Annotated in this window: 22 protein-coding genes and 1 tRNA gene; 8 read left to right on the top strand and 15 right to left on the bottom strand. The window is 59.9% G+C overall.

Features of this window, described 5'->3' with window-relative positions:
- Positions 1-367 precede the first annotated feature (367 nt).
- The 10 genes from J5W70_RS11915 to J5W70_RS11870 all read right to left on the bottom strand — a co-directional run bounded on the left by J5W70_RS11915 (position 368) and on the right by J5W70_RS11870 (position 11697).
- On the bottom strand, positions 368-2785 hold the full coding sequence (locus tag J5W70_RS11915) for a tetratricopeptide repeat protein (RefSeq protein WP_215832839.1): 2418 nt from the start codon (positions 2783-2785) through the stop codon (positions 368-370).
- A gap of 50 nt (positions 2786-2835) precedes the next feature.
- On the bottom strand, positions 2836-5277 hold the full coding sequence (locus tag J5W70_RS11910) for a vWA domain-containing protein (RefSeq protein WP_215833032.1): 2442 nt from the start codon (positions 5275-5277) through the stop codon (positions 2836-2838).
- An 18-nt stretch (positions 5278-5295) separates the two neighbouring features.
- Positions 5296-6282, bottom strand: a complete 987-nt coding sequence (locus tag J5W70_RS11905; protein WP_022397163.1) for a VWA domain-containing protein — start codon at positions 6280-6282, stop codon at positions 5296-5298.
- Between the two features lie 6 nt (positions 6283-6288).
- Complete coding sequence (locus J5W70_RS11900) at positions 6289-6903, bottom strand: MMPL family transporter (protein ID WP_022397162.1); 615 nt, start codon at positions 6901-6903, stop codon at positions 6289-6291.
- Positions 6904-6920: 17 nt separating this feature from the next.
- The gene (locus J5W70_RS11895; protein WP_022397161.1) at positions 6921-7811 is read right to left on the bottom strand and encodes a DUF58 domain-containing protein; all 891 of its coding nucleotides are present in this window, start codon (positions 7809-7811) and stop codon (positions 6921-6923) included.
- 95 nt (positions 7812-7906) lie between these two features.
- Entirely contained in the window at positions 7907-8890 is a 984-nt protein-coding gene (locus J5W70_RS11890) for an AAA family ATPase (protein ID WP_012420813.1), read from the bottom strand.
- Between the two features lie 55 nt (positions 8891-8945).
- Positions 8946-10358: an Asp-tRNA(Asn)/Glu-tRNA(Gln) amidotransferase subunit GatA gene (gene gatA / locus J5W70_RS11885; RefSeq protein ID WP_022397160.1), complete on the bottom strand. Its 1413-nt coding sequence runs from the start codon at positions 10356-10358 to the stop codon at positions 8946-8948.
- Positions 10359-10413: 55 nt separating this feature from the next.
- The gene (gatC, locus tag J5W70_RS11880; RefSeq protein WP_022397159.1) at positions 10414-10707 is read right to left on the bottom strand and encodes an Asp-tRNA(Asn)/Glu-tRNA(Gln) amidotransferase subunit GatC; all 294 of its coding nucleotides are present in this window, start codon (positions 10705-10707) and stop codon (positions 10414-10416) included.
- Positions 10708-10750: 43 nt separating this feature from the next.
- Positions 10751-11083 carry a hypothetical protein gene (locus J5W70_RS11875; RefSeq protein WP_022397158.1) on the bottom strand — a complete coding sequence of 111 codons (333 nt, stop codon included), beginning with the start codon at positions 11081-11083 and terminating at the stop codon, positions 10751-10753.
- Positions 11080-11697 (bottom strand): hypothetical protein, encoded by a 618-nt coding sequence (locus J5W70_RS11870; protein WP_102733284.1) that lies wholly within the window; start codon positions 11695-11697, stop codon positions 11080-11082. Before J5W70_RS11870 ends, J5W70_RS11875 begins: the two co-directional genes overlap by 4 nt.
- Positions 11698-12056: 359 nt before the next feature.
- Between J5W70_RS11870 and J5W70_RS11865 the strand changes: the two genes are divergently transcribed.
- From J5W70_RS11865 to J5W70_RS11850, 4 genes are read left to right on the top strand one after another with little or no spacing between them, the layout of a single operon-like run.
- On the top strand, positions 12057-12830 hold the full coding sequence (locus J5W70_RS11865; RefSeq protein ID WP_215832836.1) for a hypothetical protein: 774 nt from the start codon (positions 12057-12059) through the stop codon (positions 12828-12830).
- Positions 12827-14041, top strand: coding sequence for a tetratricopeptide repeat protein (locus tag J5W70_RS11860; RefSeq protein ID WP_022397155.1), 1215 nt, complete (start codon positions 12827-12829; stop codon positions 14039-14041). Before J5W70_RS11865 ends, J5W70_RS11860 begins: the two co-directional genes overlap by 4 nt.
- Positions 14041-15576 carry an SUMF1/EgtB/PvdO family nonheme iron enzyme gene (locus J5W70_RS11855; protein ID WP_215832835.1) on the top strand — a complete coding sequence of 512 codons (1536 nt, stop codon included), beginning with the start codon at positions 14041-14043 and terminating at the stop codon, positions 15574-15576. Before J5W70_RS11860 ends, J5W70_RS11855 begins: the two co-directional genes overlap by 1 nt.
- Positions 15577-15611: 35 nt before the next feature.
- On the top strand, positions 15612-16457 hold the full coding sequence (locus J5W70_RS11850; protein WP_022397153.1) for a hypothetical protein: 846 nt from the start codon (positions 15612-15614) through the stop codon (positions 16455-16457).
- 92 nt (positions 16458-16549) lie between these two features.
- Here J5W70_RS11850 and J5W70_RS11845 read toward each other — a convergent pair whose 3' ends face one another.
- From J5W70_RS11845 to J5W70_RS12865, 3 genes are read right to left on the bottom strand one after another with little or no spacing between them, the layout of a single operon-like run.
- Complete coding sequence (locus tag J5W70_RS11845; protein WP_022397152.1) at positions 16550-17593, bottom strand: S1C family serine protease; 1044 nt, start codon at positions 17591-17593, stop codon at positions 16550-16552.
- Between the two features lie 12 nt (positions 17594-17605).
- Positions 17606-18346: a S1C family serine protease gene (locus J5W70_RS11840; protein ID WP_022397151.1), complete on the bottom strand. Its 741-nt coding sequence runs from the start codon at positions 18344-18346 to the stop codon at positions 17606-17608.
- A 12-nt stretch (positions 18347-18358) separates the two neighbouring features.
- Positions 18359-18487, bottom strand: coding sequence for a hypothetical protein (locus J5W70_RS12865; RefSeq protein WP_022397150.1), 129 nt, complete (start codon positions 18485-18487; stop codon positions 18359-18361).
- A 188-nt stretch (positions 18488-18675) separates the two neighbouring features.
- Between J5W70_RS12865 and J5W70_RS11835 the strand changes: the two genes are divergently transcribed.
- The 3 genes from J5W70_RS11835 to J5W70_RS11825 all read left to right on the top strand — a co-directional run bounded on the left by J5W70_RS11835 (position 18676) and on the right by J5W70_RS11825 (position 20520).
- Positions 18676-18750: transfer RNA gene (locus tag J5W70_RS11835), tRNA-Gly, on the top strand.
- Between the two features lie 238 nt (positions 18751-18988).
- Positions 18989-19150 (top strand): hypothetical protein, encoded by a 162-nt coding sequence (locus J5W70_RS11830; protein WP_180973612.1) that lies wholly within the window; start codon positions 18989-18991, stop codon positions 19148-19150.
- A 389-nt stretch (positions 19151-19539) separates the two neighbouring features.
- On the top strand, positions 19540-20520 hold the full coding sequence (locus J5W70_RS11825; protein ID WP_215841920.1) for a hypothetical protein: 981 nt from the start codon (positions 19540-19542) through the stop codon (positions 20518-20520).
- A gap of 115 nt (positions 20521-20635) precedes the next feature.
- Here J5W70_RS11825 and J5W70_RS11820 read toward each other — a convergent pair whose 3' ends face one another.
- Both J5W70_RS11820 and J5W70_RS11815 read right to left on the bottom strand, forming a co-directional pair.
- A complete protein-coding gene (locus J5W70_RS11820) occupies positions 20636-21823 on the bottom strand; it encodes an acyltransferase family protein (protein ID WP_022397148.1) in 1188 nt (395 codons plus the stop codon).
- A gap of 371 nt (positions 21824-22194) precedes the next feature.
- Positions 22195-23001 carry a LexA family protein gene (locus J5W70_RS11815; RefSeq protein WP_022397146.1) on the bottom strand — a complete coding sequence of 269 codons (807 nt, stop codon included), beginning with the start codon at positions 22999-23001 and terminating at the stop codon, positions 22195-22197.
- 102 nt (positions 23002-23103) lie between these two features.
- Here J5W70_RS11815 and J5W70_RS11810 point away from each other — a divergent pair, with 102 nt between their 5' ends.
- Positions 23104-23430: a hypothetical protein gene (locus J5W70_RS11810; RefSeq protein ID WP_022397145.1), complete on the top strand. Its 327-nt coding sequence runs from the start codon at positions 23104-23106 to the stop codon at positions 23428-23430.
- The last annotated feature ends 313 nt before the right edge of the window (positions 23431-23743 follow it).

Raw genomic sequence — 23743 nt, 5'->3', positions numbered from 1 at the left:
AACTTGGGCGGAAGGGCGCCAGCGAACGGTTTTTAACACACGCGTGCCCTGTGGATATGATGGGGCATTGGCTTTTTTTGTTCATGGAGACCGGGGAATCGCCTGTGCGTCTCCGGAAGGGGACCTTCCGGAGATTTTTTCTACTTGAAATGGAAAAGGAAGCAGGGAAAGGCGGCAAATCTCCGTGCCACATAGTGGAAAAGGGAGGAAAACGCTCATGAACGGTGCATCAGAGGTGCTGCCATTTTCTGGTTCCAGCCTCTTCCGGTTGCGAAGAGGGTTTTAACGCAGCCGTAAAAAAGGCCGCCCTTCCGGAAATACGGTGTTCCGGGAAGGGCGGCCCATGGTGAGGGCGGGATAAAAAGCGTTACAGCGGCTGCGCGTCCGTCCTGGGTATCCAGACGGGCGTGTTCTGGAAGGTGCTGGCGTAGTACCAGGAGCCGCGTTCCGCGCGCAGGATGAGCGGGGTGGATTCCGGCAGGGTGATGACCGCCGGGCTGTTCATGTCCGCCGCGTGCCTGCCGGGCGTTTTCTGGGTGACGACCAGCAGCCGGTCCGCCGGGATGGATTCCGGGGTTTCCGGGTACATGATGTAGTTCATGATGGCCGCCACGGTGACCAGTCCGCTGAGGGTGGCCAGGATGGTCAGCAGCGCCCCGTGCCTGCGGGTGACGGTCAGGAGCGCCAGGAAGGTGAGCATGACGGCGCCGGACAGGATGGAGATGGGGCCGAGCGCATCATGGCTGATGTAAGTGAGCCACTGGTTTTCCGTGGTATTGGCGGGGAGGATGGCCCCCTCCTTGCGTTCGATGAATTGCAGGTTGTATCTGGCTTCCGTGAAGTACGGGGAGAGTTCCAGCGCGCGGCGGTAGTTGAGGGCGGCCAGACCGGGCTTGTTCATGCGGTAGTAGGAGTTGCCGATGCCGAAGCTGGCATAGGCGCGTTCCGACTTGGAGAGGTCCGTATCGTTGCTTTCCCTGCTGAAGTAGTCAATGGCCTTGGCGTATTCTCCCTGTTCATAGGCCTGCACGCCCAGGTTGTCCGTTTCCGCGGCGTTTCCGGCTGCTCCGGCCACGGACAGGGCCAGGACGGCGGCCATGATGAGCACGGGAAGCTTGGCGATGGCTTTTTTAATGGCCTGGAGCATGTGCTGGCGTTCCGCGTGCGGCAGTTCGTCCGAAGAGCCGGAGGGCTTGAACGCCCTGTCATCCCGGAGCTGAAGGATGGTTTTCATTTCTTCATTCTGCTTGGAAGGAGGAATGTAGGATTCGATGAAGTTGCCGGCGGCTCGCAGGAATTCCGTGGGGCTGGCCTGGCGCGGCGTGGAGGAGAGCCTCCGGAAGGAACGCATGCGTTCCCGGGCCGTGAAGCTTTCCTTCTGGACTCTCCGGATGTAGCGGATCAGGGCCATGCCCAGCAGGACGACGGCGGGGATGTAGGCCAGGAAGTACCATCCCCAGTGAGCCGGAGCGGTGAGGGCGTTCATGACGGCGGCGGGCATGATCCCGTAAATGTCCGTCATTTCCGCTACCGGAATGGTGCCTGCCGGGGGCGGCGTGGCGGGAGCGGCTCCGCCGGCCGCCGTTCCGGTGATGGCGGAGGCCTTCCATTCCAGGGGAATGGGGGAGGTGGTTACGGTTTTGTACTGTTGCGTGCTGGGGTCAAAGAAGGTGAGTTCAAAGGGCGGGATGGCGTCCGTCTGGGCAATCGGGCGCATCATTTGCTGGAATTCCACGGTTCCCTGGATGGAGCGCGTGTTCTGGCCCGGGTCCAGCTTGTTGGGCGGGTAAAGCTTCCAGTTGGAAGCGTCCGTGAGGGCCGGGCAGGCAATGCTGTGGATGTTGCCCGTGCCCGTCACCTTGATTTTAACGGTGATGGGTTCATTGGCGCTGAGGTCCCGGGCATCCGTGCTGGCGGAGATGCGGAAGTCCCCCACGGCGTTGGTGAAAGAGGCGGGCGCTCCCTCCGGGAGTTCCTGGGCCGTGATTTTCACTTCCGGAATGGACATTTCCACCAGTACCTCCGAGCGGATGAAGTTGGCGATGAGGGGATCCGCTTCCGGCAGGGCGGCGCGTGCCGTGACAGTGCCCGCCGCCGTGACTTCCCCGGCGCGCAGCGGGAATAGAGTGCTCTGGAAGGTCATGACGTTCCAGTTGACGCCTTTATAGAGCACGGAGCCGCGGGGCTGGCCGCGGAGCAATTCCACCAGCGTGGGTTCAAAGCGCCATGTAGCCAGGTTGGAGGTGGTGATGGTGGGCGCCGTGTATTCCAGAATGTATTCCGGAGCATAAATTTTCAGTTCGCAGCGGTCCGGCTGGTGGACATAGGGCTTCTGGTTGTCCACATGCCACAGCATGCCGTACGGAACCGTAGTGCCGTTCAGGTTCAGCGTGTTCCACTTGATGGCGCTGTACGGGTAGACGGTCAGCGTCTGGGGAAGCGTGGTATAGGAGCGGCCGTTGTTGGCTTGCAGGGTCAGGGACGGGATTTCCACGGTGCCCACTTCGTCCGGAGTTACTTCAATAGCCATCAGGAAGGCGGACTGGTTGGGGGACCCCGGCCAGCGGATATAGTTGCCCTGGCTGACCCAGCGCAGGCTGGCGCCCTTCACCCTGGGAAGCGGGTCCTGGCGGGCGATGCTGCCGTCCGTCAGGATGATGAAGAGGCGGGTTTGTTCTCCCGGCACAACGGCGTCGGACAGCCAGGTGGTGACCACCTGCTGAGCCATGAGCGTGACGGTCATGCAGAAGAAGAGCGAAAGAATGGCGAGCAGTTTTTTCATCATGTTGCGGGATATGTTTGAAGGGTTGGCATCGTGGATGCGGGCGGAACGGGTTAATAATCCTTGTCCGGAGGAATTTCCGGCGAACGCTGGGGAACGGGGCAGCCGGGTTCAATGTCCCTGCGTTCCATCAGGATGGCTCTTGCCTCCCGGCGTTCCTTTTCCTCCTTGCTTTCCTTTTGCGTGGCTACCGGTACGGGCTTGTCCCCTTCCGGCTGCGGCTTGGGCTGCGGTTTTTCCATGCCGGGCGTTTCAGGCAGCTTGTCTTTTTCCGGAGAGGAGGGGAGCTGGGCGTTTTTCATTTCATTTTCGTCCCTCTTGTTTTCCTTGCCCGCGGCGTTATCCTTGTCTTGGTCCTTGTTCTGGTCCTTGTCTTGGTCCTTGTCTTGGCCCTTGTCTTGGTCCTTGTCTTGGTCCTTGTCTTGGTCCTTGTCTTGGTCCTTGTCTTGGTCCTTGTCTTGGTCCTTGTCTTGGTCCTTGTCTTGGTCCTTGTCTTGGTCCTTGTCTTGGTCCTTGTCTTGGTCCTTGTCTTGGTCCTTGTCTTGGTCCTTGTCTTGGTCCTTGTCTTGGTCCTTGTCTTGGTCCTTGTCTTGGTCCTTGTCTTGGTCCTTGTCTTGGTCCTTGTCTTGGTCCTTGTCTTGGTCCTTGTCTTGGTCCTTGTCTTGGTCCTTGTCTTGGTCCTTGTCTTGGTCCTTGTCTTGGTCCTTGTCTTGGTCCTTGTCTTGGTCCTTGTCTTGGTCCTTGTCTTGGTCCTTGTCTTGGTCCTTGTTCTGGTCCTTGTTCTGGTCCTTGTTCTGGTCCTTGTTCTGGTCCTTGTTCTGGTCCTTGTTCTGGTCCTTGTTCTGCTGCTCTTGTTGTTTTTTCTTTTCCTCTTCCAATTTCTTCTTTAATTCCTCCAACTGCTTGCGGTATTCGTCCAGAGATTTGTCGTAACGGAGCATTTCCTCCTTGTTGGCGGCCGCTCCTTCATGGGAGCCGTAGGCGGAGAGGGCGTCGTCAAAGCGCTTGACGGCTTCCTTGACGTGTTCTTTCGCCACGGGTATTTTTGCCAGGCGGGCGTCAATTTCCTTGATCTGGTCATCAATGGAAGAGGGCTGCGCCTGCGGTTGTTCCCCTTCCGGCCGGGAGAAGATCATGGTTTTACGGGCCTGGGCGGCTTCCAGGTTGCCAAGGTTGAAGTGGGAATCCGCCTGAAGGGAGGCTTTGGGAGAAAGGAGCGCCTGGGAGAATGCTTCCGCGGCTTCCTTGGGGTTGTCCGCTTTTTGTTCCAGGCAGCCTTTGGCGAATTCCAGGGCCTGGCGCGTTTCTTCCGCCAGGTCCGGAACGGCGAGCATTTCATCAATGGCCTTGACGGCTTCCTCTGTCTTTCCCGTCCGGATCAGGTCCGTGACGTTGTCCAGGGCGCTCGTGTCCGCGCGCGCTTCCGTGCCCAGCAGTCCGGCGCAGAGCAGGGTTGCGGCGGCCAGGGCGGTCATGCCGCGGCGTCCGGAACGGCGGAAGGAGCGCCAGCGGGTACCTGCCAGAAGAGTGAGGAGCAGGCAGATGAGGGCCGGAACGGCAAAGATGACGTAGCGGTCGTTCGGCACGCGGCGCACTTCCTCCCGGCCTTCCGTGATGTCCAGGCGGTCCGCGATGTCCCTGACGAAGCGGTTCAGCGCCGCTCCGTCGGAGAGCTGCACATACTGGCCGTCCGTCTGCCGGGCCAGGTATTGCAGGCTTTCCGGATTGAGCTTGGAGACGACATGCTGGCCGCGGCGGTCCCGGTACAGGCCGGAGGGGGATTGCTCATCCGGAATGGTGGTGCCGATGGTGGTGCCGATGCCCGCCGTTACGATGATGAGCTGGTGCTGCCTGGCGGCTTCCGCCGTCTTGTAAGTGATGTTGACGGTGTCTTCCCCGTCGCTGAGGATGACCAGGGCGTTTTTGGCGTCCGCCTCCTTGTCCCGCTTGAAGGTCTGGAGGGCCAGCCGGACGACGTTTTCCAGATTGGTGCCTCCCTGGGAGACCCAGCCGAATTGAAGCTGTTCGATGGTTTCCTTCAGCGCGTTGTGGTCATGGGTAAGGGGCATGAGCAGGACGGCGTCCCCGGAGAAGATGATGATGCCGAAGTTGTCCCCCGGCAGGGCGTCCAGCAGGTCGTAGGCGGCGGTTTTAGCCCTTCCCAGGCGGGTGGGGGAGGCGTCCTTGCTGAGCATGGAGCGGGAGCAGTCAATGGCGATGAGGATATTGCGCGATTTGGGAATCTCCTTTACCTCCGTGTAGCCGTCCACCGGACGCGCGATGGAGAGGATGGCGAAGATGGAAGCCAGCACGGCAAAGATGACGGGGAGCACCCGGTGCCAGGTGGCCGGAGCGTGAACCAGCTCCTGCCGGTATTCCGGGGAGATGAGCACTTCCCATTTTCTGGAACGGCGGCGCCACAGCCACCAGGCCGCCGCCGCGAGCAGGGCCGGGAGGATGAGCGCGTACAGAACGTTGGGATAAAGGAAGGTCATGGCGGGAAAGGGATGGTGTTACGGGGCGGGGGCCGGTTTGAGCACTTGCAGGGAGAGGCCCAGAAGCGTCAGCGCGGCGCCCGTTACGAGGAAGTACATGAAGTATTCTTCAATGTGGCGGACGGTCTGCACCTTGGCCTCGCTTTTTTCCAGCTTGCCGATGGAGGCGAACGCCTTGTTGAAGGAGGCCATGTTCGTGGCCCGGAAGTGCTCCCCGCCCGTGAGCTGGGCTATTTTCCGCAGGGTGGGTTCGTCAAATTCGCTCTGCACCACCATCCCGTTCGCCAGGGTGCCTTCTTCCGTGCCCACGGCGATGGTATAAATCTTGATGCCCAGCTTGGCCGCGTTTTCCGCCGCCACCAGCGGGGATATCTGGCCGGAGTTGGAGGCGCCGTCCGTCACCAGGATGATGATTTTGGATTTGGTGTCCTTGCGGTCGTCCAGCCGGGTGGCCGCCGCCGCAATGGCGGAGCCGATGGCCGTGCCGTCCGCCTGGATCATGCGAGGATGGAAGTCCCGGATGATGCCGTTGACCAGGGCGTGGTCCAGCGTGAGCGGACAGAAGGATTTGGTTTTCCCGGCAAAGCCCACGATGCCGATGCGGTCGTCCGGACGGCTGTCGACGAATTGGGTGATGACATGCTTGGCGGCCACCAGGCGGTTGATGGGCATGCGGTTGAGGACCATGTCCGGCGTCTCCATGGAGTAGGAGAGGTCAAAGGCGATCATGATGTCAATGCCGTTGACGGTGCGGAAGGTTTTATCCTCCACTTTTTGGGGGCGCGCCAGCGCGATGGCGAGGGCCGCCGCCGCCAGCACGAAGCAAATGGCCCCTATTTTTCCGGCCAGGGATTGGGGATTGCGCGCCAGGGAGGAGATGAAGCGAACGGTCGGGTAGGTGATGGAGCCTTCCGCCCCCCGCCTGCGGCGGAGGATAATGAGGCACAAGATGAAGGGAAGGACATAGAGCCATTCAGGTTGTGCGAATTGGAAGTGTTCCGTCATGGTGTGCTAGCGTTGGTTGGGGCGTGGGGAAGGTTTTTTGACGACGAGGTCCGTTTCCTCCTTCGTGCGGTGTGCGTCCGCTTCTATGTCGTTGATGAGTTGGACCGTGTCGTCCGCCAGTTCGTTGACCAGGGAGTCGTTTTCCGGAGTGTCCGGCTCATATTTCAGGGAGGCCATGCGGTCCAGCAGGTCGCGCGTGGGACCCTGGAGTTCCGAGGGGAGCGCGGTGAGCGCGTCCGCCCGGCGGTTGAATTCCTGCTGGGTTTCATACAGCGCCGGGTCTTTGGTTTCCCCCACCAGGTATTTCCGGAGGAGCAGGGAGAATTCCACGGCGGCCTGCCTGAGGGAGGGGTGGGTTTCCCGGAGCATCGTGATGTCCCGGATAGCGGTTTCCGCCGGGCTGAGCGGCGCGGCGGGGGTGCGCCCTTTCCTGCGGATGAGCACGATGACGGCTATGGCGACGGCCAGCAGGATGGAGGCGAGCATGATCCAGATGCCCCACGTATCCCAGAAGCCCGCTTGAAGGTAGGCGTCCGGGGACTGCGTTTCCATCAGCGTAGGGAAGGCCGGCGGTTCCGGAATGGCCGTGGGGGGAGTCTGGAAGGTGGCGGGTGCTGGCATGGCTGGCGGAGAAGGGTTTAGCGTGAGAATTTGCGGGACCTCCTGGTGAAGAGGGCCTGGAGGGGCGGCATGAAGTTGTCCGTGGTCTGGAGGTCCAGGAAATCGATGCCCAGGCGGCGGAAGTCCTGCGTCCATTTTTCACGGTGCAGGTGCACGACGTTGGCGTGGGCTTCCCGGACGTCCTGGCGGGCGAGGTTCAGGAACATGCTTTTGCCGGTTTCCGGGTCTTTCAGGATGACGCGCCCGGCGTCCGGAAGGTGCAGCTCCATCGGGTCCGCGATGCGGATGGGGATGAAGTCGTGCTTGAAGTTGAGCTGTCCCAGGGCGGCCTTGTTGTGCTCGCTCCAGAAGTCGCTGAGCATGATGACCATGGCTGCCTTTTTCTGGGAAAGGACGAGCTGCCGGGCTACCTCCGCGATGCTTTGATCCGCCCCGTCGTTTTTACTGGCTACGATTTCACGGACGATGCGCAGGGTCTGCTTGATGCCCTTGGCCGGGGGAATGTAATGGGAGTGGCTGTTCCCGTAAATGAGAAGGCCGCACTTGTCCCCGCTCTGGGCCGCGCTGAAGGCGAGCACCGCGGCCACTTCCGCCGCATAGTCCAGCTTGGAAGCCCGGGCCGCGGAGGAGGCGTAGTGCATGGAGCCGCTGACGTCCACCGCCAGAATGACGGCCTGCTCCCGTTCCTCCCGGAAGCGACGCACGAAGGGGGAGTTCATCCTGGCCGTCACCTTCCAGTCAATGAAGCGGGGATCGTCTCCCGGCGTGTATTCCCGGAAGTCGTCAAAGTCCAGCCCCTGGCCGCGGAAGCCGGACTGGTATTGCCCGGCGAAGTTTTCCGTGGCCAGATGCCTGGCGCGCAGTTCAATGCGGCGCACGCGCTTGAGAATGTCTGAGGCTTTATCCATGAAGTGATCCTCCCTGTTTGAATTCAATCAGGTTCCGGTGAGGCGCCCCGCGGGGGCTGAAGGATAAGGGCGGACGGGGGAGCCGCCTCCTGCCGTCACGGCACGGGAACCTTCGTCAGGATGTGGTCGATGACGTCGTCCGTGGAGATGTTTTCCGCTTCCGCCTCATAGGAGAGCAGGATGCGGTGGCGCAGGATGTCATGGGCCAGGTCCTTGATGTCCTGCGGGGTGACGAAGGAGCGGTGGTGCATGAAGGCGTTGGCGCGGGCCGCCAGGGCCAGGTTGATGGTGGCGCGCGGGGATGCGCCCGCGCGGATGAGGCCGCGCAGTTTCACGTCCACCGTTTCCGGGAAGCGGGTGGCGCGCACCAGGTCCACGATGTAGCCGCGCACGGCGTCGTCAATGTAAATCTGGTTCACCAGGTCGCGGGAGGCCGCCACCTGTTCCGGCGTGGTGACCGGGGAGGTTTCCGGCGGCTTGGCGGAGCTGGCCATGAGGTCCAGCACCTGGAGTTCTTCTTCGCGCGTGGGGTAGGTGACCAGAACCTTGAAGAGGAAGCGGTCAAGCTGGGCTTCCGGAAGCTGGTAGGTGCCTTCCTGGTCAATGGGGTTCTGCGTGGCAAGCACCAGGAAGGGGTCCGGCAGGCGGTAGGTGGTTTCCCCCAGGGTTACCTGGCGTTCCTGCATGGCTTCCAGCAGGGCGGACTGGACCTTGGCCGGGGCGCGGTTGATTTCGTCCGCCAGGATGAGATTGGCGAAGATCGGGCCTTTCTTGGCAGTGAACTGCCTTTCCTCCGGATTATAGATCATGGTGCCCAGCAAGTCCGCCGGCAGAAGGTCCGGCGTGAACTGGATGCGGGCGAACTGCGCGTGCAGCGTGCCCGCCATGGCTTTTACGGAGAGCGTCTTGGCGAGGCCGGGCACGCCTTCCAGCAGGACGTGTCCCTTGCAGAGGAGGCTGAGGATCAACCTGTCCACCAGCGCCTGCTGGCCGATGACCACCTTGCCTACCTCCGTTCTGAGAGCAGAAATCCACGATGAGTTCGCGGCGATAATTTCGTTGAATTCTCGGGTGTCCATGATTCTTAATAGCGGGTGAGACAGTCTGCCGGGCGCTTGCGTTGAAAAATTCCGATTATTTCCCAAGGGCAAATCCGGTTTTCAAGAGAAGGTCTTCCCGGAAATGGGGGGCCGTCATCTGGAAGCCCACGGGGAGCTCCATGCCGCCTTCCTTCACGGTTCCGCAGGGGATGGACATGGCGGGCAGCCCGGCTAGGTTGGCGGGGATGGTGTAGATGTCCGCCAGGTAGGTCTGGAGGTGGTCCAGCGCGGAGTCCCCGATTTTGGGGGCGGGGGCGGGAGAGGTGGGGCCTACGATGATGTCCGCCCTGGAAAAGGCTTCCGCGAAGTCCCTGGCGACCAGGGAGCGGACCTTCTGCGCGCGGGAGTAGTAGGCGTCATAGTAGCCGGAGCTGAGGACGTAGGTTCCCAGGATGATGCGGCGCTTGACTTCAGGTCCGAAGCCTTCTTCACGGGTGCGTGAGAAAAGTTCCACCAGGCCGGCGGCGTCTTCCGCCCGCTTGCCGTAGCGCACGCCGTCAAACCGGGAGAGGTTGGAGGAGGCCTCCGCGCAGGCGATGATATAATAGGCGGCCACCACGGCGTCCGCGTGGGGAAGGCTGATTTCCACCAGTTCCGCGCCCAGGCTTTCCAGTTGCTTCACGGTGTTCTGCACGGCCTCGGAAATGCCCGGATGGTTGCCGGAGGTGAAATATTCCGCGGGGATGCCCACTTTCAGGCCCTTGACGTCACGGCCCAGCGCGGCCTCAAAGTCCGGCACGGGCTCGTCTGCGGACGTGGAATCCTTCGGGTCGTGCCCGGAGATGGCCTGGAGCAGGATGGCGGCGTCTTCCACCGTCCGGGTCATGGGGCCTATCTGGTCCAGGGAAGAGGCGAAGGCCACCAGCCCGTAGCGGGAAACGCGCCCGTAGGTGGGCTTGAGGCCCACGATGCCACAGTGCCCGGCGGGCTGCCGGATGGAGCCGCCCGTATCCGAACCGAGCGCGGCGATGGCTGTAGCGGACGCGACGGCGGCGGCGGAGCCGCTGGAAGAACCGCCGGGGATGTGGTCCGGAGCGTTCGGGTTGCGCGTGACGCCGTAGGCGGAGTTTTCACCGCTGGCGCCCATGGCGAATTCATCCATGTTCGTGCGGCCCAGGGGAATGCCGCCCGCCGCCTTCAGCAGGCGGATGGAGGTGGCGTCATAGGGAGAAGCATAGGGAGCCAGGAGGCGGGAGGCGCAGCGTGTCGGCTGGCCCAGGACGTTGATGTTGTCCTTCACGGCGATGGGGATGCCGGCCAGGGGGCTGGACGTATCGGCCGCGGCCGCGGCCTTGAGGGCGGCCTCGCGGTCAAAGGAGATATAGGCGTTGGTGGTCCGGTCCGCCTCAATGGCGTCCGCCGTCAGGTTGACCAGTTCGGCGGGGGAAAGTTCCTTGCGGCGCAGGCGGTCGCGCCACTGGGCCAGGGTGCCTTGAATGCTTGACATGGAAAGAAAGGGATAAGAACGGTTGAAACGTGAAAAGGGAGGGACCGGGAGGATGTCAGGCGGATTCCACCACCTTGGGCGTGCGGAACTGCCCCTGGGACTGCTGGGGGGCGTTGGAAAGGGCTTCCTCCTGGGAAAGGCCGGGTTCCGGAACGTCCTTGCGCATTACGTCCATCGTGGGCAGGGGATGGTTCATGGGGGCGATGCCTGTGACGTCGTAGGATTCCAGCTTGGTGATGTAGGCCAGGACTTTGTCCAGGTCCTTGGAAAAGAGGGCGGCTTCTTCCTCCGTCAGGTCGATGCGCGCCAGTTTGGCAATGTAGGCTACGTCGATTTGGGGCGTGCTCATGATGGGAACGTGCGTAATATATAAGAGAAAGGGAGGGTGAGGCCTATTGCTGTTCCAGCAGGCGGACGATCCAGCAGAAGGAGGCGGCGATGGCGCAGACCAGCAGGCCCAGCAGCATGAAGTTTTCACGCAGCTCCCGCCTCATGTTGGTGGCGCGGCCGTCGCGGGCCACCACGGCGCGCAGGGCGCGGTTCTGGGTGCCTTCCCGCACGCGGTCCGGCGGGGGCATGGTATTGCGGTCCAGGCGCATGCGCGTTTGCTGGGCCGGACGTTTGAGAGAGGCTTCCAATTCCTGGATGCGGTTCTCAATTTCCCGTGAGGCGCGGTCCAGTTCTGCCAGTTCGGAGGAACGGCGTTTGGTCTTTCTTTTAATCATGATGCGGAGGGGCTGAAAATCCAGATGAAGAAGAGGATGATAAGGGCAATCAGGAGCAGGGGAAGGTGGAAGGAAAGGCCCTGGAGGAACTGAGTCATGAATTCGCGGGAGCTGATGCGCACTTTGCTGGAACGGCGCACGCCCGTGAGCACCTTGGTGTGCTGCATGCGGGCGCACTGCTGGACGGCGTCCGCGAATTCCTCCTCGCAGCGGTCGATGACCTGCTGGCCCTGGTTGATGAGGTTGTCCGTGTTTTCAATGGGCCATTCGTCCGGGCGCACGGTGCTGAGCATTTTCAGGCTCCGCGTCAGGGCCATGTGAATCTGCTCCAGTTCATTGCTTTCCTGGCGAAGGCTTTCCACCTCCCTGCCGATGAGGTCCGCGGCGTTGACCATGCGGTCGCCCAGTTCGTTCTGCTGGTCCATGAAGCGGGCCTTGCGCAGGTGGGTTTCCTCCAGGCGGCGGCGGGAGCTTTCCACCTCCTCCTTTTCCTTCCGCAGTTGTTCCAGTCGGAGCTGGGCCTGTTCCATGTCGGCATCCACCTGGTCGTCTTCCTGGGGATGGTAGCCGGGATCGGCATCCATGCGGCGGTATTGGGGATTGCTTGGTTTCATACGCGGTAAAAATGATGCGGCCGGTGTGCGGGATTGCAGCATTCCCGGCCGGTATGGCCGTGCCGGGGAATCCCTGCGCGTGTTATTATTTAACTTTCACAAAATAAATCAAGCCAAGAAGAAGGTAAAAAGTGATTTTTCAAGTATGTTTCCGGCGGGGAATGCCGGGGCTTTTTTTCTTCCGGAGCCGTGCGTCCGGACTGTCCTCCGGGCGGCATGGCGCCCCGCTTTCCCGCAAAGGTGGATGCCGTGCACTTTTTTTATGGTCAAGGGCATGGAATTGCTGGTATGTAAGAAACATGCAGTCTGACACGGTAGAATGTAAGCCGACCATGTGGTTTACCGGCAGGGCGGTTATCATGGCTCTCATGTTCCTGGGGTTCGGAGTGTATTTTTATTACGATGCTTCCACCGGGTATCCCCAGAAGAACCTGGAGTTTTTCATGCACAAGGCGTTTGTGGACGCGGGAGCCCTCTTTGACCGTGAGGTGAGCGGGAACGGGGCCTCCCCGCAGGACTGGGAGCGCACCGTTCTGGAGCGCACGGTTGAATTCCCGGAAGGGTACCAGGTCCCGTCCGGCGTGGACCGGGACGCGACGCCGTGGCCCGACGTTCTGGCGGATTACAGGCTGATGTCCGCCCCCGGCAAGGGCTGGAGCGCCGCGTGGCAATCCTATTCCGGAGAAAAGCGCTACCCCATCAAGCCGGTGGACCACCCGTATGACGCCTCCAAGATTTTTGAACAATGGGTGGCCGGAAGCATCTGCATGGTGCTGGCCCTGGTGGCGCTGTTTTTCCTGGTGAGGACGCGCGGCAGGAAAATGGCCCTGAAGGAAGGGCAGGTAACGGCTGCCGGCAGGGTCTTCCGCGTGGATGACATCGCCCGGCTGGACTTGCGCAGATGGAAGATGAAGGGGCTGGCTATTGCGACGCTGAACCCGGGATGCGGAGGGGACCGGATCAGGCTGGACGGCCTGACCTACGGCGGCTTCCGGAAGGAGGATTCCCCCAATAACGCGGAAGATTTCATGAAGGCCCTTCTTTCCCTTTACCGGGGTGAGGTAGTTGACTATGAAGAAGCTCCGGAGTCCGGCGGCACGCCTGCCCGGAAGGATGACGAGGATGCCGTATGAGCGAATCCCTTCCACCGGAAAAGAAGGCCCGTGACCGCGCGTTCGGCATCGCCTGCTGGACGCTGGGCGCGCTGGCGTTCGTCCTGCTGCTGATGGTGGGCGTCTCCTTCAGCCTGACCGCCCGCACCGTGGTGGTGGAAAAAGTGGTGGAAACGCCCGTACCCGTTCCGGTGCAGCAAAATCCGGAAGGGCCGGCGGCTGTTGAAGAAGGGGACGAACCGGATACGGCAGGCATTGCGGCCGTTCCGGCGGGTTCTTCTGAAAAACCCCGTTCCGTGGAGGAAATGCTCCGGGCCGCCGATTTGTCGGATCCGGCGGGCGACCCGGTCCCTGCGGCAGTGGCAGCCCCAGTCCCGGGAGGGGAAGGCGTCTCCGGCCAGTCACCCCTGCCGGCTGAGAACCCGGCGGAAGCCATGCCGCCCATGACGGAGGAGGTGGCGGAGCTGGTCAAGGCGGCGCGGTATGCCCAGATTGACGGAGACCTTAAAGTAGCGGTGGTGAAGCTGGAGCAGGCCATGAGGCTGGAGCCGGACAACCCGGTGGTGCTTTATTACTACGGCCTCACCTATGAATGGCTGAGGAATGCGGATAAATCCCGGGAATTTTTTCTGAAAGTATACACCCAGCGGGAAAAGGCGGGGAAATACTTTGCGCGCGCGGCCCAGCACCTCCAGGCCGGTTTTTCCAGCCCTGCGGACCTGCGGGGCGATATGTCCTTCGGCACCATTCTGGAATACCGGGACCCGGAATGCCCAGCCGGGGAGCGCGTCAAGCTGATCGTACCCATCCTGATGAAGGATGGCCTGAACGTCAGGCCGGAGGACCTGCGCGTCATCGTCCAGTTCTTTGACAAGGTCAACGGCAAAAAGGTGGAAAAAACGCACGCTCCGGAACCCTCCTCGCGGTGCGTCACGGAACCTGCGGACTGGGCGGACGGAGAGGAAATCATGGAGGTGACCTACTATATGCCCCCCCTGACGGAGGAGGAGACGATCGCTTACGGAAGCCTCAAGTACTACGGCTACACCGCCAAATTGTACTACAAGGGTGAACCGATGGATTGCCATGCCTCCCCGCCTGTGCTATTTTTGCTGGAACAGATGAACCAGAGTTCCCCTTCCGGCATGCCTGAAATTTATGACGGCGGCCTGCTTCCCCCGGTGGAGGCGTCTCCGGTTTCCGACTCCTATGACTCCCTGCTGCCTCCCTGATGCCTGAATCGTCCATGTTCGACCTCCCCCACAACTTCGGCGACTATACGCTGGTGGCGTTCATTGGCCGCACGCGGGGGGGGATGCTCTACCAGGCCATCCAGCAGGGCATGGACCGCTCCGTGTTCCTGGAGCTGCTGGAGCCGGACAACCCGGAAGGCGTGGGCGTGGAGGATTTTCTGATGAAGGCCCGCACGCGCGCCGCCGTCAGCGCGCCGGTGCTGGGAACCGTCTATGAGGCATCCCAGGCCCAGGGGTACTGGTTCGTCACCAGCGAGCAACTGGGGGGGGCCTCCCTCCAGTCCATGCTGGACCGCGGGCAGACCCTGTCCATGAAGGACCTGCTGAAAGTGATTGAAACGGTCGGCGGCATGTGCGGCAGGTATGAACGCCTGCAAACCGCCTTCAACGTCATGGAGCCGCGCCACATCTTCCTGGATGACAAATCCGCCGTGCGGCTGATGAATACGGCCATGCCCGGCGACTTTCATGAAGAAATATCCCGTGCGCAGATGAAACGCCTGGGGGCCGACCTGCTGCCCCTGGTGATGCCGGACGTGCCCGGAACCACCCGCATGCGCACCCTGCTGGAATGGATGCGGGAGGGCCAGAACGGCAAGCCGATGCAGTGGGACCAGGTCATGGAGCTGATTGCCGCGGTCCGCGAACAGCTGGGGCTTTCCCCTCGGGCCACCACGCACCGCTATACCGTTCCCGTGGAACCCCGCAGAAACTCCGGAAAATGGATGCTCTGGACTGGAACGGGCCTGCTGGGCGCAGGAATAGCCGCGGCTGCCGTTTTTCTTTTATTCCCCCGGGAGGAAGCCTCCGCGCCTGCTCCGCCCCCGGCGCCGAAACACTATCCGGATTTCTCCGCCAGCGACCATACGGAAGTCCGCGTGAACCTTCCCGGCGGCGGGGAACTGATCGTGGGGGCCCATGAAATTACCCTGGAATCCTACCGCCTGTTTCTGGACCAGTGGGAGCGCCTTACCCCGGAACTGAGGGAGGAATACTCCCATCCGGACCAGCCGGACAAGCAGACCGCCACCCATATCCCCGAGGACTGGGAAGCCATGTGGAAGGCGGCCTCCACTCCAGGAGGCAAATGGAAGGGCAGGAAAATAACGCCCCGCTCCCCCGTCGTCAACGTCACCTTCTGGGATGCCTGGGCATACGCGAGCTGGAAGCCCGTGGCCCCCGGAGAGCCGCGTTACCGCCTGCCCGCGCGCGGGGAATGGATGGCCCTGGGGAACATGCTGGAAACGGGTGAAAAGGGAGACAAGACCCTGGTGATTGACAGATACAGCAATGATTACGACTTAAAGACGGGCATTTGCGGCATGGCTTCCGGCGTGATGGAATGGACCTCTTCCATGGAAAAGGACCCCGCGCGCGTGAAGGAGCCGCCGGGCCCGGTGGCCTGCGGCGGGGACTGGAGGCAGCCCGGCATCACCAACCGGGTGGAATACCTGCGCTCCCGCGGTGAAAGCCGGGACAACCTGGGCTTCAGAATCGTGCGGGACGTCCGCTGACCTGTTTAAAAACACATACTCGACAAACCAATACCATGAAACACATCCTTGCAATGCTGCTGCTGGCCCTGATGGGGGCGTCCGGGGCCCTGGCCCAGATCTATGTGAAAGTAGTTCCGGAAAAGAAAACCTTCCTCAGCGGGGAGGCCATGTACATGAGGCTGACCATCACCAACAACTCCGGCGTGCCCGTGGAACTGAAAAGCCAGGAATATTCCTCCTGGCTGGACATCCATGTGGAGCACTCCACCGCGGGCGCGGAACTCCCCCAGTCCAAATTCGCCATGTTCCCTCCGCTCAAGGTGCCGGCCGGCATGAGCGTCTCCCGTAAAATTGACCTGCGGCACTTCTATGACCTGTCACGTGAGGGGAACTACCATGTGCAGGCCGTCGTGAAAATGCCCAACCAGAAGGACATGTTCGCCTCCCAGAAATCCCTGTTCGCCGTCCGGACGGGCACGCCCATGTGGTCCCAGACCGTAGCCATTCCCTCCAGCGCCAAGCGGTGCACCTTCTCCATCTGCACTATTGCCGTGCGCGGAATCCAGAAACTGTACGTGCAGACGAAGGACCCGGATACGGGCGTGGCCTACAATGCCGTATGCATCGGGGACTGGCTGGGCACCACCCGCCCGCAGTGCATGGTGGACGGCAAGGCGAACGTGCACGTCTTCTTCCCCACCACGCCCATGCTGGGCGCGTATTCCCGCATCAACTACCGCGGAACCATGGAAAAGCTCCAATACTACAAAAAGGTGATGGGCACCCCCTCCATGGTCTTTCTCCCGGACGGCAGCGTGCGCGTGACGGGAGCCGTCCATTATGACCCCACCGTGCAGCCCAAGACGGTGCCGGACGCCGCGGACGTTCCGGGCATGTAATCCGCCCGGTGTTGCCGGTTGTTGCGCGGGAGGAAAAACAAGAAAAATGGACGCCGGGCCGTTCCCTGCGCCGGAAAGGAGTGGAAGACGGTTCAGGAATCCCCCTGCGGCTTCCTTTCCGGCTGCGGCGCGTTTTTCAGGATGCGCTGCACGCTCTCCTGCACCACGCTGATGGGCAGGGCGTAATTTTCCGCCCGGTTCACTCTGGCGATGTTCATGCCGATGAGCTCCCCTTTCAGGTTGAGCAGCGGGCCGCCCATCAGCGTATGCCGGGAAGGGGTGTCATGCTGGAGGACCATCGGAAAATCATCCCTGCGTTTGCTGAAGCCCCCGCTGATCAGGTCGTTGGAATCCTCGGGAGCGTCTTCCCCCAGGGCCTGCCGCCGGGAGCCCAGCGTGATGGCGTAGGAAAGCTTTTTGCCCTTGCGCCTGACCTTCAGCGTCACTTTTTCCCCGATCTCCTTCTTGGACAGGATGGGGGAAACGGCTTCCAGCGTGGTGATGGGCGTGCCGTCCACCTCCAGAATCTCGTCTCCGGCCATGGCTCCCGCCTTGGCGGCGGGACCGTCCTTGACGACCTCCTGAATGGAGCAGGGAGTGCCGAAAATCACGCCCATGTAGGCCGTGTCTCCGTTCGGGATGGGCCGCCGCGCCGCGCTTAGGGTGCCCAGCTGGGGGCGCCTGGAAGTGCGGGTGGTGGAGCCGTTGCTGACCACCATCATGCCCATGGCGGCCTCATTGCTGACGGGGCCGGGGGCGGGCAGGCTGGCGGCGTCCACCTTCACCACGGCAATGTCCGTGGCCGGGTCCGTGCCAATCTCCTTGAAATGGCCGTACTTGGAGGAACCTATCCGGACCACCAGGTTCTGGTGGTAATGGAGTTCCGAGGCCTTGGTGGCGATGTAGCCGTCCGGACTCAGTACAATGCCGTAAATCACGACGTCATGGCCGGAAAAGAAAACCGCGCTCAAATCCTGGAGCCGTTCCCGGATGGGCTCAATGGTTTTCAGAACGGTTTTCCCGTTGATGCGCTGTTCAAAATCCAGGCTCCCGTTAAACCCTTCCGCCAGGGCGGAGGGAAGAAGGGAACAGGCCAGGGGCAGCAGGCAGGCGCAGGAGGAGAGTTTCATGACCATGGAGGGAAAAAGCTAGCCGTCCCGTTCCGGTGACGGAGGCAGGGGGGCCTTTCCGCCTGCGGGAGATTCCATCAGTGCGTCGAAATCCTTCATGGGAACGTGGAGATTGTCTTCAAGCCCGGAACCCACCCGGCTGTGAATGCCGATCAATTCCCCGTTCAGGTTGAAAAGAGGGCCGCCGGAATCCCCGCGGATCAGCTTGCAATCCGTCTGAATGACGCCGTGCTTGAGGGAAACCACCCTCCCCAGGCGCACCATCGGGCCGCGTTTCTGGTCCAGGCCGCCTCCGTGCCCCAGCGCGAACACCCAGTCCCCCACGCGGGGCAGTTTCTCCGCCTTCTCCACGCGGGGAAGGTTCTTGTTCAATTTGGTCGTGATTTCAGCCGTTCCGGCGTCCGAATCGCTGTTCTGCGCCGTGGTTTTTCCCGGCAGGCGGGTGCCGTCCGGCAGGATGATCTTGAGCACGGTTCCTTGTTTATCAACGACATGGGCCGCTGAAAAAATCAGGCCTTTTTCCGAAACCAGAATGCCGGTGCCGCTGCCGTTGTTCACTTCAATGCAGACCAGGGCGGGGAGCACCCGGGGAAGCACCTGCTGGAGCTGGTGTTCAATCCGCTGGAGGTCCTCCACGGACTGCGGCGTGGTGGAAAGGATTCCGGCGCTGTCGGCGGACTGCGCCCGCGCCTGCGGAGCCAGCAGGGCCGCTCCGCAGAGAATGGCGGAAAAACAGGGTTTCCGGAAAGCCGTGTTCATGATTGCCGGGGACTACTGTTCAGAGGCGGGAGCTTCCGCCTTCTGCTGGTCTGCCTGTCCGCCTCCCACCAGGGAATCGTGATAATACACGCCGATGAACAGGCCCGCCAGCGTGATCAGGGTAATGAGCAATTCTTTCATGCCGCCACAGCATAGAATGTGTCTTTCATTCTGACGAGAGAATTTCATTTATAAGCCACACTTTGATGCAGTTCGGCAGAAAAAGGATGGATGGCGTATGGGGAAATTGCCAAAATAAAGGTTGCTTTTTCCCGCAACGGGCGTATAAACCTCCCCAGCGGTCGGTTCCGGTCCGCTGACCCATCCAAGCGGATGTAGCTCAGGGGTAGAGCGCAACCTTGCCAAGGTTGATGTCGTGGGTTCGAATCCCATCATCCGCTCCATTTTTAACTTCCTAATTTCAGGAAGTTTTTTGTTTTCAGAGAATAACAATTGCGGGCCATTCTAATAGTATCCTATTATCCCGAGTAACCGGAATTATCGTCAAAACCGTTACTGCCTGCTGAAACCTGAATGTTACAGTCAATAAAATCAAGGCTGTCTGTTGTATATTTAGAAAATCATTGACGATGAATGTTTTAAGATAGGGTGGAGAAATATCCTGGAGGAAGTTGACGCTTCATGCAGGATGCTATTTTTCTGCAACAGATACAGGATTTTTTTGAAGTGGCAGCAATGATTGCTGTGTATTCGGAAAATGGAGGACACGTTAAACCAGGGGATGGCTGGATCAGATTCCTGTTGTCCCGGCTGGAAAAAAGGGCTCCTGTGGAAACACCATAGAAGCCATCTAACCGTTGAAACTGTCAAAATCCGGGAAGACCGCAGGCTTTTCGCGAGTGAGAATGTTTTCGGAGTTACCATCATGGATATGAAGGCAGCAGAGTCGTCATGCCACTTCATTACAAGTAACAATAATAAACAAAACCATGAATACTATTAATATTCTCAATGGAGTCACCCTGGCATCCCAGGAGGAAGTAACCGGACATACCGGGAATACAACGATGCATCTTACGGAAGAAGAGCGTACGGCCTGGAATTCCGCCGCCGCTATTCCTGACGCATCCGGCACTTACACCGGCAACAACACGCACGCAGGCGTGGAAACATTCAACGGGGCTGTCGTTCTGAACGGCCCCGTAACATCGGACGCACTGGAAACCGGGCGCATGCTCGCGAAGGTGACGGCTTGTTCCTGCATACCTCTGATAAGCGCCTTCAACGCGACGGTTAAGCAGAAGGGGCCTATGGGGTTCAATATCTCCAGGCCTGCCGACGGAAGGCCGGTAAAAGTGGGAGGCACCGGAAACCCGTGGGGATGGTGGAGCAAGGACAAGGTTGTCGTACAAATCAATTTTGTTCCGGATGAACGGGCCGTTTTTGAGGTGAGCTCATGCACGTTTGCGGATTTTACCGCTCCTCCGGAAGATCATTATGCCTATGCCCATACCATACGGCAAACAGGCAATGCCGCCGGCATTTATATCAGTCTTCAAATCGACAGTGCTTTGCGCAAATTCCGGGTGAAATATCATTCCAGGCTTTCGAATTCCGCCGTGGCTCCGGGGGTGCTGAGCGTTTATGAATGGGATATGCCGGAGGAATTTTACAATGTTAAAATGGCACGCCTCATTTATGCCTACCGCCACCAGTATCTGGACGTGTATTACGTGACGCCCTCAGGAGAACTGAAGCTTATCGCCGCTACGCCGGCCTCACAGGGTTACGCTATCACTGAAGCTCAATTGCTGTTTCATGGTAACAGTGAAATTTATTCCGCCATAGCGCACGTGGAAGATAACAAGCTGAGGGACTGGCTCGGCAAGCAGCCGCTTCCCTATTCCCGTTCCAAATGGGTTGAGCGCAATTCGAATGCTCCTTTATCCGGTATTGATCTGCCTTCTGCCGGGGGAAGCTCTTCGTTGACGCTGAATTCCGGCGCCGGTTCTGCATGGACGCTGGTTTCAAAGCCCGACTGGCTGGACGCAGGTGCGGAGCATTGGGAGAACGGCGCTGTCGTGACCGTATCAGCCGGAGCTGCGGAAGAAACGCGGCATGGCTCGCTCATCCTTGCGACGGATGGCAACCATGAGGCGGCCGGAGTCAAAGCCTATGAAAAAGTCGTCATCACGCAAACTGTCCAAGCGTGAGGCAGGCGTAAATAACGGTCATGGCCTGCTCTGGACTGATGGACAGTAACGCTTGAAGCGGCTGTCCGAATCAAACGACAGCAGGAACATTGGTTCGCATTCAGACGGGCGGCTTTTAGCCGTCCGTCTTTTTTTGGAGTACGGAAGATGAAGGCTCAAGGCTGCGGTTATTTTTCCGTTTCAGGAAATGCTTTGCCAGGAAGCTCCGGACCGGTTCATCGTAGAATTTCAGGCACAGCCAGGCCAGCAGGATGCTCCCGATGACGACGGCCAGGGCACCGGGGAGGGATTCAGAGAAGGAGAGGTCTCCGTTTTTCACCCACGCATAATACAGATAGATGAACGGGTAATGCACCATGTACAGGGGGTAGGAGATTCTGCCCAGGAACCGGCATATTTTATCCGTATAGGGATCAGTGATTTTTCCGGAAGCGCCAAAGAGGAGGATAAGGGGGAAGAAGACCGCGAAGCACACGGTTTCATAGAGGCTGTTCATCCAGAAAGCGTCTTCTCCTCCCAGGCGGGGCATGGCCAGCAGGATGGCGAGGGAGATGCCGCATAGCCAGAAGGAACCCTTGATGTTGAAGGGCTTGAACAGGCGGAACAGAAGCAGCCCGGCGGAGAAGGAGTACAGCAGGCGCAGGGAGCCGCCTGTCCATTCCGTGCCGGTCATGGCGAAGCCGGAGCATATGTCTCCATTGGGCCCCCAGAAGCTGAAGGAAGCCAGGCCGCATCCGGCCAGGATCACCAGCGCCGCCAGGGAGCGCGTGGAGAGTTTCCGGATGAACAGCGCATAGAGGAGGTTGCCGATGTATTCAAAGAATAGCGACCAGCTTGGCCCGTTGAGCGGGTACATCTCTCCCAGTCCCCGGATTTCCAGACCGGGAGGCGACGGAATCAGCAGGACATTGACGAAGGTGGCGACCAGCAGGGAGATGACCGTGACCTGGGACACATCCCATACGGAACAGCCCTGGAAATAAAAGATGAGCGCGCCGATGACCGCCCCGATCGCCACCATGGGCTGCAGGCGTATAAGGCGGCGCTTGATGAATTCCCCGGTCGTCATCGTTTTCCACCGGTTGTCGTAGGCATAGCCGATGACAAAGCCGGACAGCATGAAGAAGAAGTCGACGGCCAGGTAGCCATGGTTGATGATTTGGTCCACATGGCTGGTGGCGTAGGCTTCAAAGATATGGAACCACACGACGACAATGGCGGCCACCCCGCGCAATCCGTCAAGAATGTGGTAGTGATGTTTTTCACTTCCGGGTGGGATGGGAGAGTTCTGTGGGTTCGACATAGGAGAAGCTGTTTTTAATGTTATTTTCGTTTTGCTTTGAGAGAGTTTCCGCCGTATCAGCCCATTCCCCGCTACGGATAGCCCCGTACAGGGGAGAAATCATCCGGAGGCGCAGAGTTTTCGCGTTACCTAATCAAATACCATTCCACCCTGCAAGTTCTTTCATCCATTGTCCTTTATCATAGGGCTTTATAGGGGGAATAGGGGGAATAGGGGGAATAGGGGGAATAGGGGGAATAGGGGGAATAGGGGGAATAGGGGGAATAGGGGGAATAGGGGGAATCACCGCCGGGCAGGGAGGGAAGACGGCTTTGGAGGCGGGAGTGGATGGGGAACAGGGAGCGCCTTTTCCTGTATGATGGGGCAGAAGGCTACCCCTTGCGGTAGTTCGCGAGCGTTTCCACGTATATTCCGGAGATGCTGCCTCCCTCCATGGGGGCAATATCCTTGAACGCGGGATTGAGGGGCTGGAGCAGGTATTCCGTTTTTCCGGTTTCCGCATTTTTCCTCCGGATCAGTTTTTTCAGGGTCACTCCGCGTCCGTCGTTGTATTCCACGATGGTTCCCGGTTTCGGGACGGGCGGGGCCGTATGGCGCCGCATGACTACCAGCGCGCCGTCCGGGATGAGGGGTTCCATGGATTTTCCTTCTACGCGGACCACGTATTCGTTTTTGCCTAGGGGCCTTTCCATGTAGATGGTGGACGGGACGGTATCGCTTTCCGAAAGGGAGCCCGCGGCGATGTTGCCGACAATCTGCGTGCTGTACTCGCGCCCGGCATGTCCGGCAAGGGACGGGAGTTGTTCCGCCAAGGGAATGAAGGAGCTTTGCTCCGTCCGGAGCTGGCGCACGTCCGCCGCTTCATCCGCCAGCTCGGTCAGCCACTGGCGCAGGGGCATGCCCTTTTCAGAAGCGGCCCTTTCGTATTTCCGCATGCGTTCCTCCGTGATTTCCAGCACAAGGCGGTTGGTCTGGATAGCCTCATTTTCCGGCTGAGCCGGCCCGTATTGGGACATCAGGGAGTGGATTTTCAAAATGGCGTTGGAGGGGAAGGGGCCGGAGGGGGAAAGCCAGTTGTTGACCGTTCCTTTCTCCGTGCCGCATTCCCTGGCGAGCCAGTCACGGTCCTTTCCGATGGCTTTCAGCCAGTTTTTCACGTCCCCTTTTGTCGGTGTCATGGCTTGATGATACACGATTTTCGTGAATTGTCGATAGAAAGAAGTAAATTAAATCCGTGAAAAATATGTTGACTGATTAACGAATATCGTTAAAAAGAAGTCATGAAGTACATGCCTTTGGACATTTCCATGATGAAGCCGGAGCCGTTCCCGTATTCCGTGATGATGAGGTCCGACCTGCATCCCAAAAGACAGCCCTCCGGGGAAGAAGGATGGCGCGGCCGCCTCGGGGCAGTCTGCGGCGCACTGCAAACGCTGGTCCGTCAATGCAGGGCAAAGGCGGAACGGCAGAAAATGGTGATGACCGTTCTTTCCGTCGCGGGGGCTTGTGCTTTCGGCCTGTTGGCCGTCGGCGTGTTCTGGCTGGCCGTAGAAATGGACAATTCCGATTTGCAGGCATCCAAGTCTTCCTGTTCCATAAGGCCGTAAGCCGGACCCTGGCCGGAGTTCCTGAGCGGTTTTTTGTGGCGCCGCTCCCGGAAATAAACAGGGGCCGCGTTTGATGAAGCCGGGTCCGTTTTCCCCCGGTTGAAACGGCTTGCGAAAGCATGAAAGGTTCCAGTGGGGAACCGGAGTCCGGATGAGCTTCCATTGTTGCGGAGCTTCTCCGTGGCGGTGGGGGAATGAATAGAAATCGGCTCTTTTTTGAGGAGGAAACGGCAGGGGTTAATTATTTTTTTTGTGTCGGAAATATTTGGTAATAAGTTATTTGAAATGAAGATAAAATTATTTTTAAGATTTT

Origin of the sequence: Akkermansia massiliensis (genome assembly GCF_018847375.1) — a bacterium.
In the GTDB taxonomy this organism is placed as follows: domain Bacteria; phylum Verrucomicrobiota; class Verrucomicrobiia; order Verrucomicrobiales; family Akkermansiaceae; genus Akkermansia; species Akkermansia massiliensis.
The sequence above is the reverse complement of the archived record's forward strand: the minus strand, read 5'-3'. Positions and strand labels throughout refer to the sequence as shown.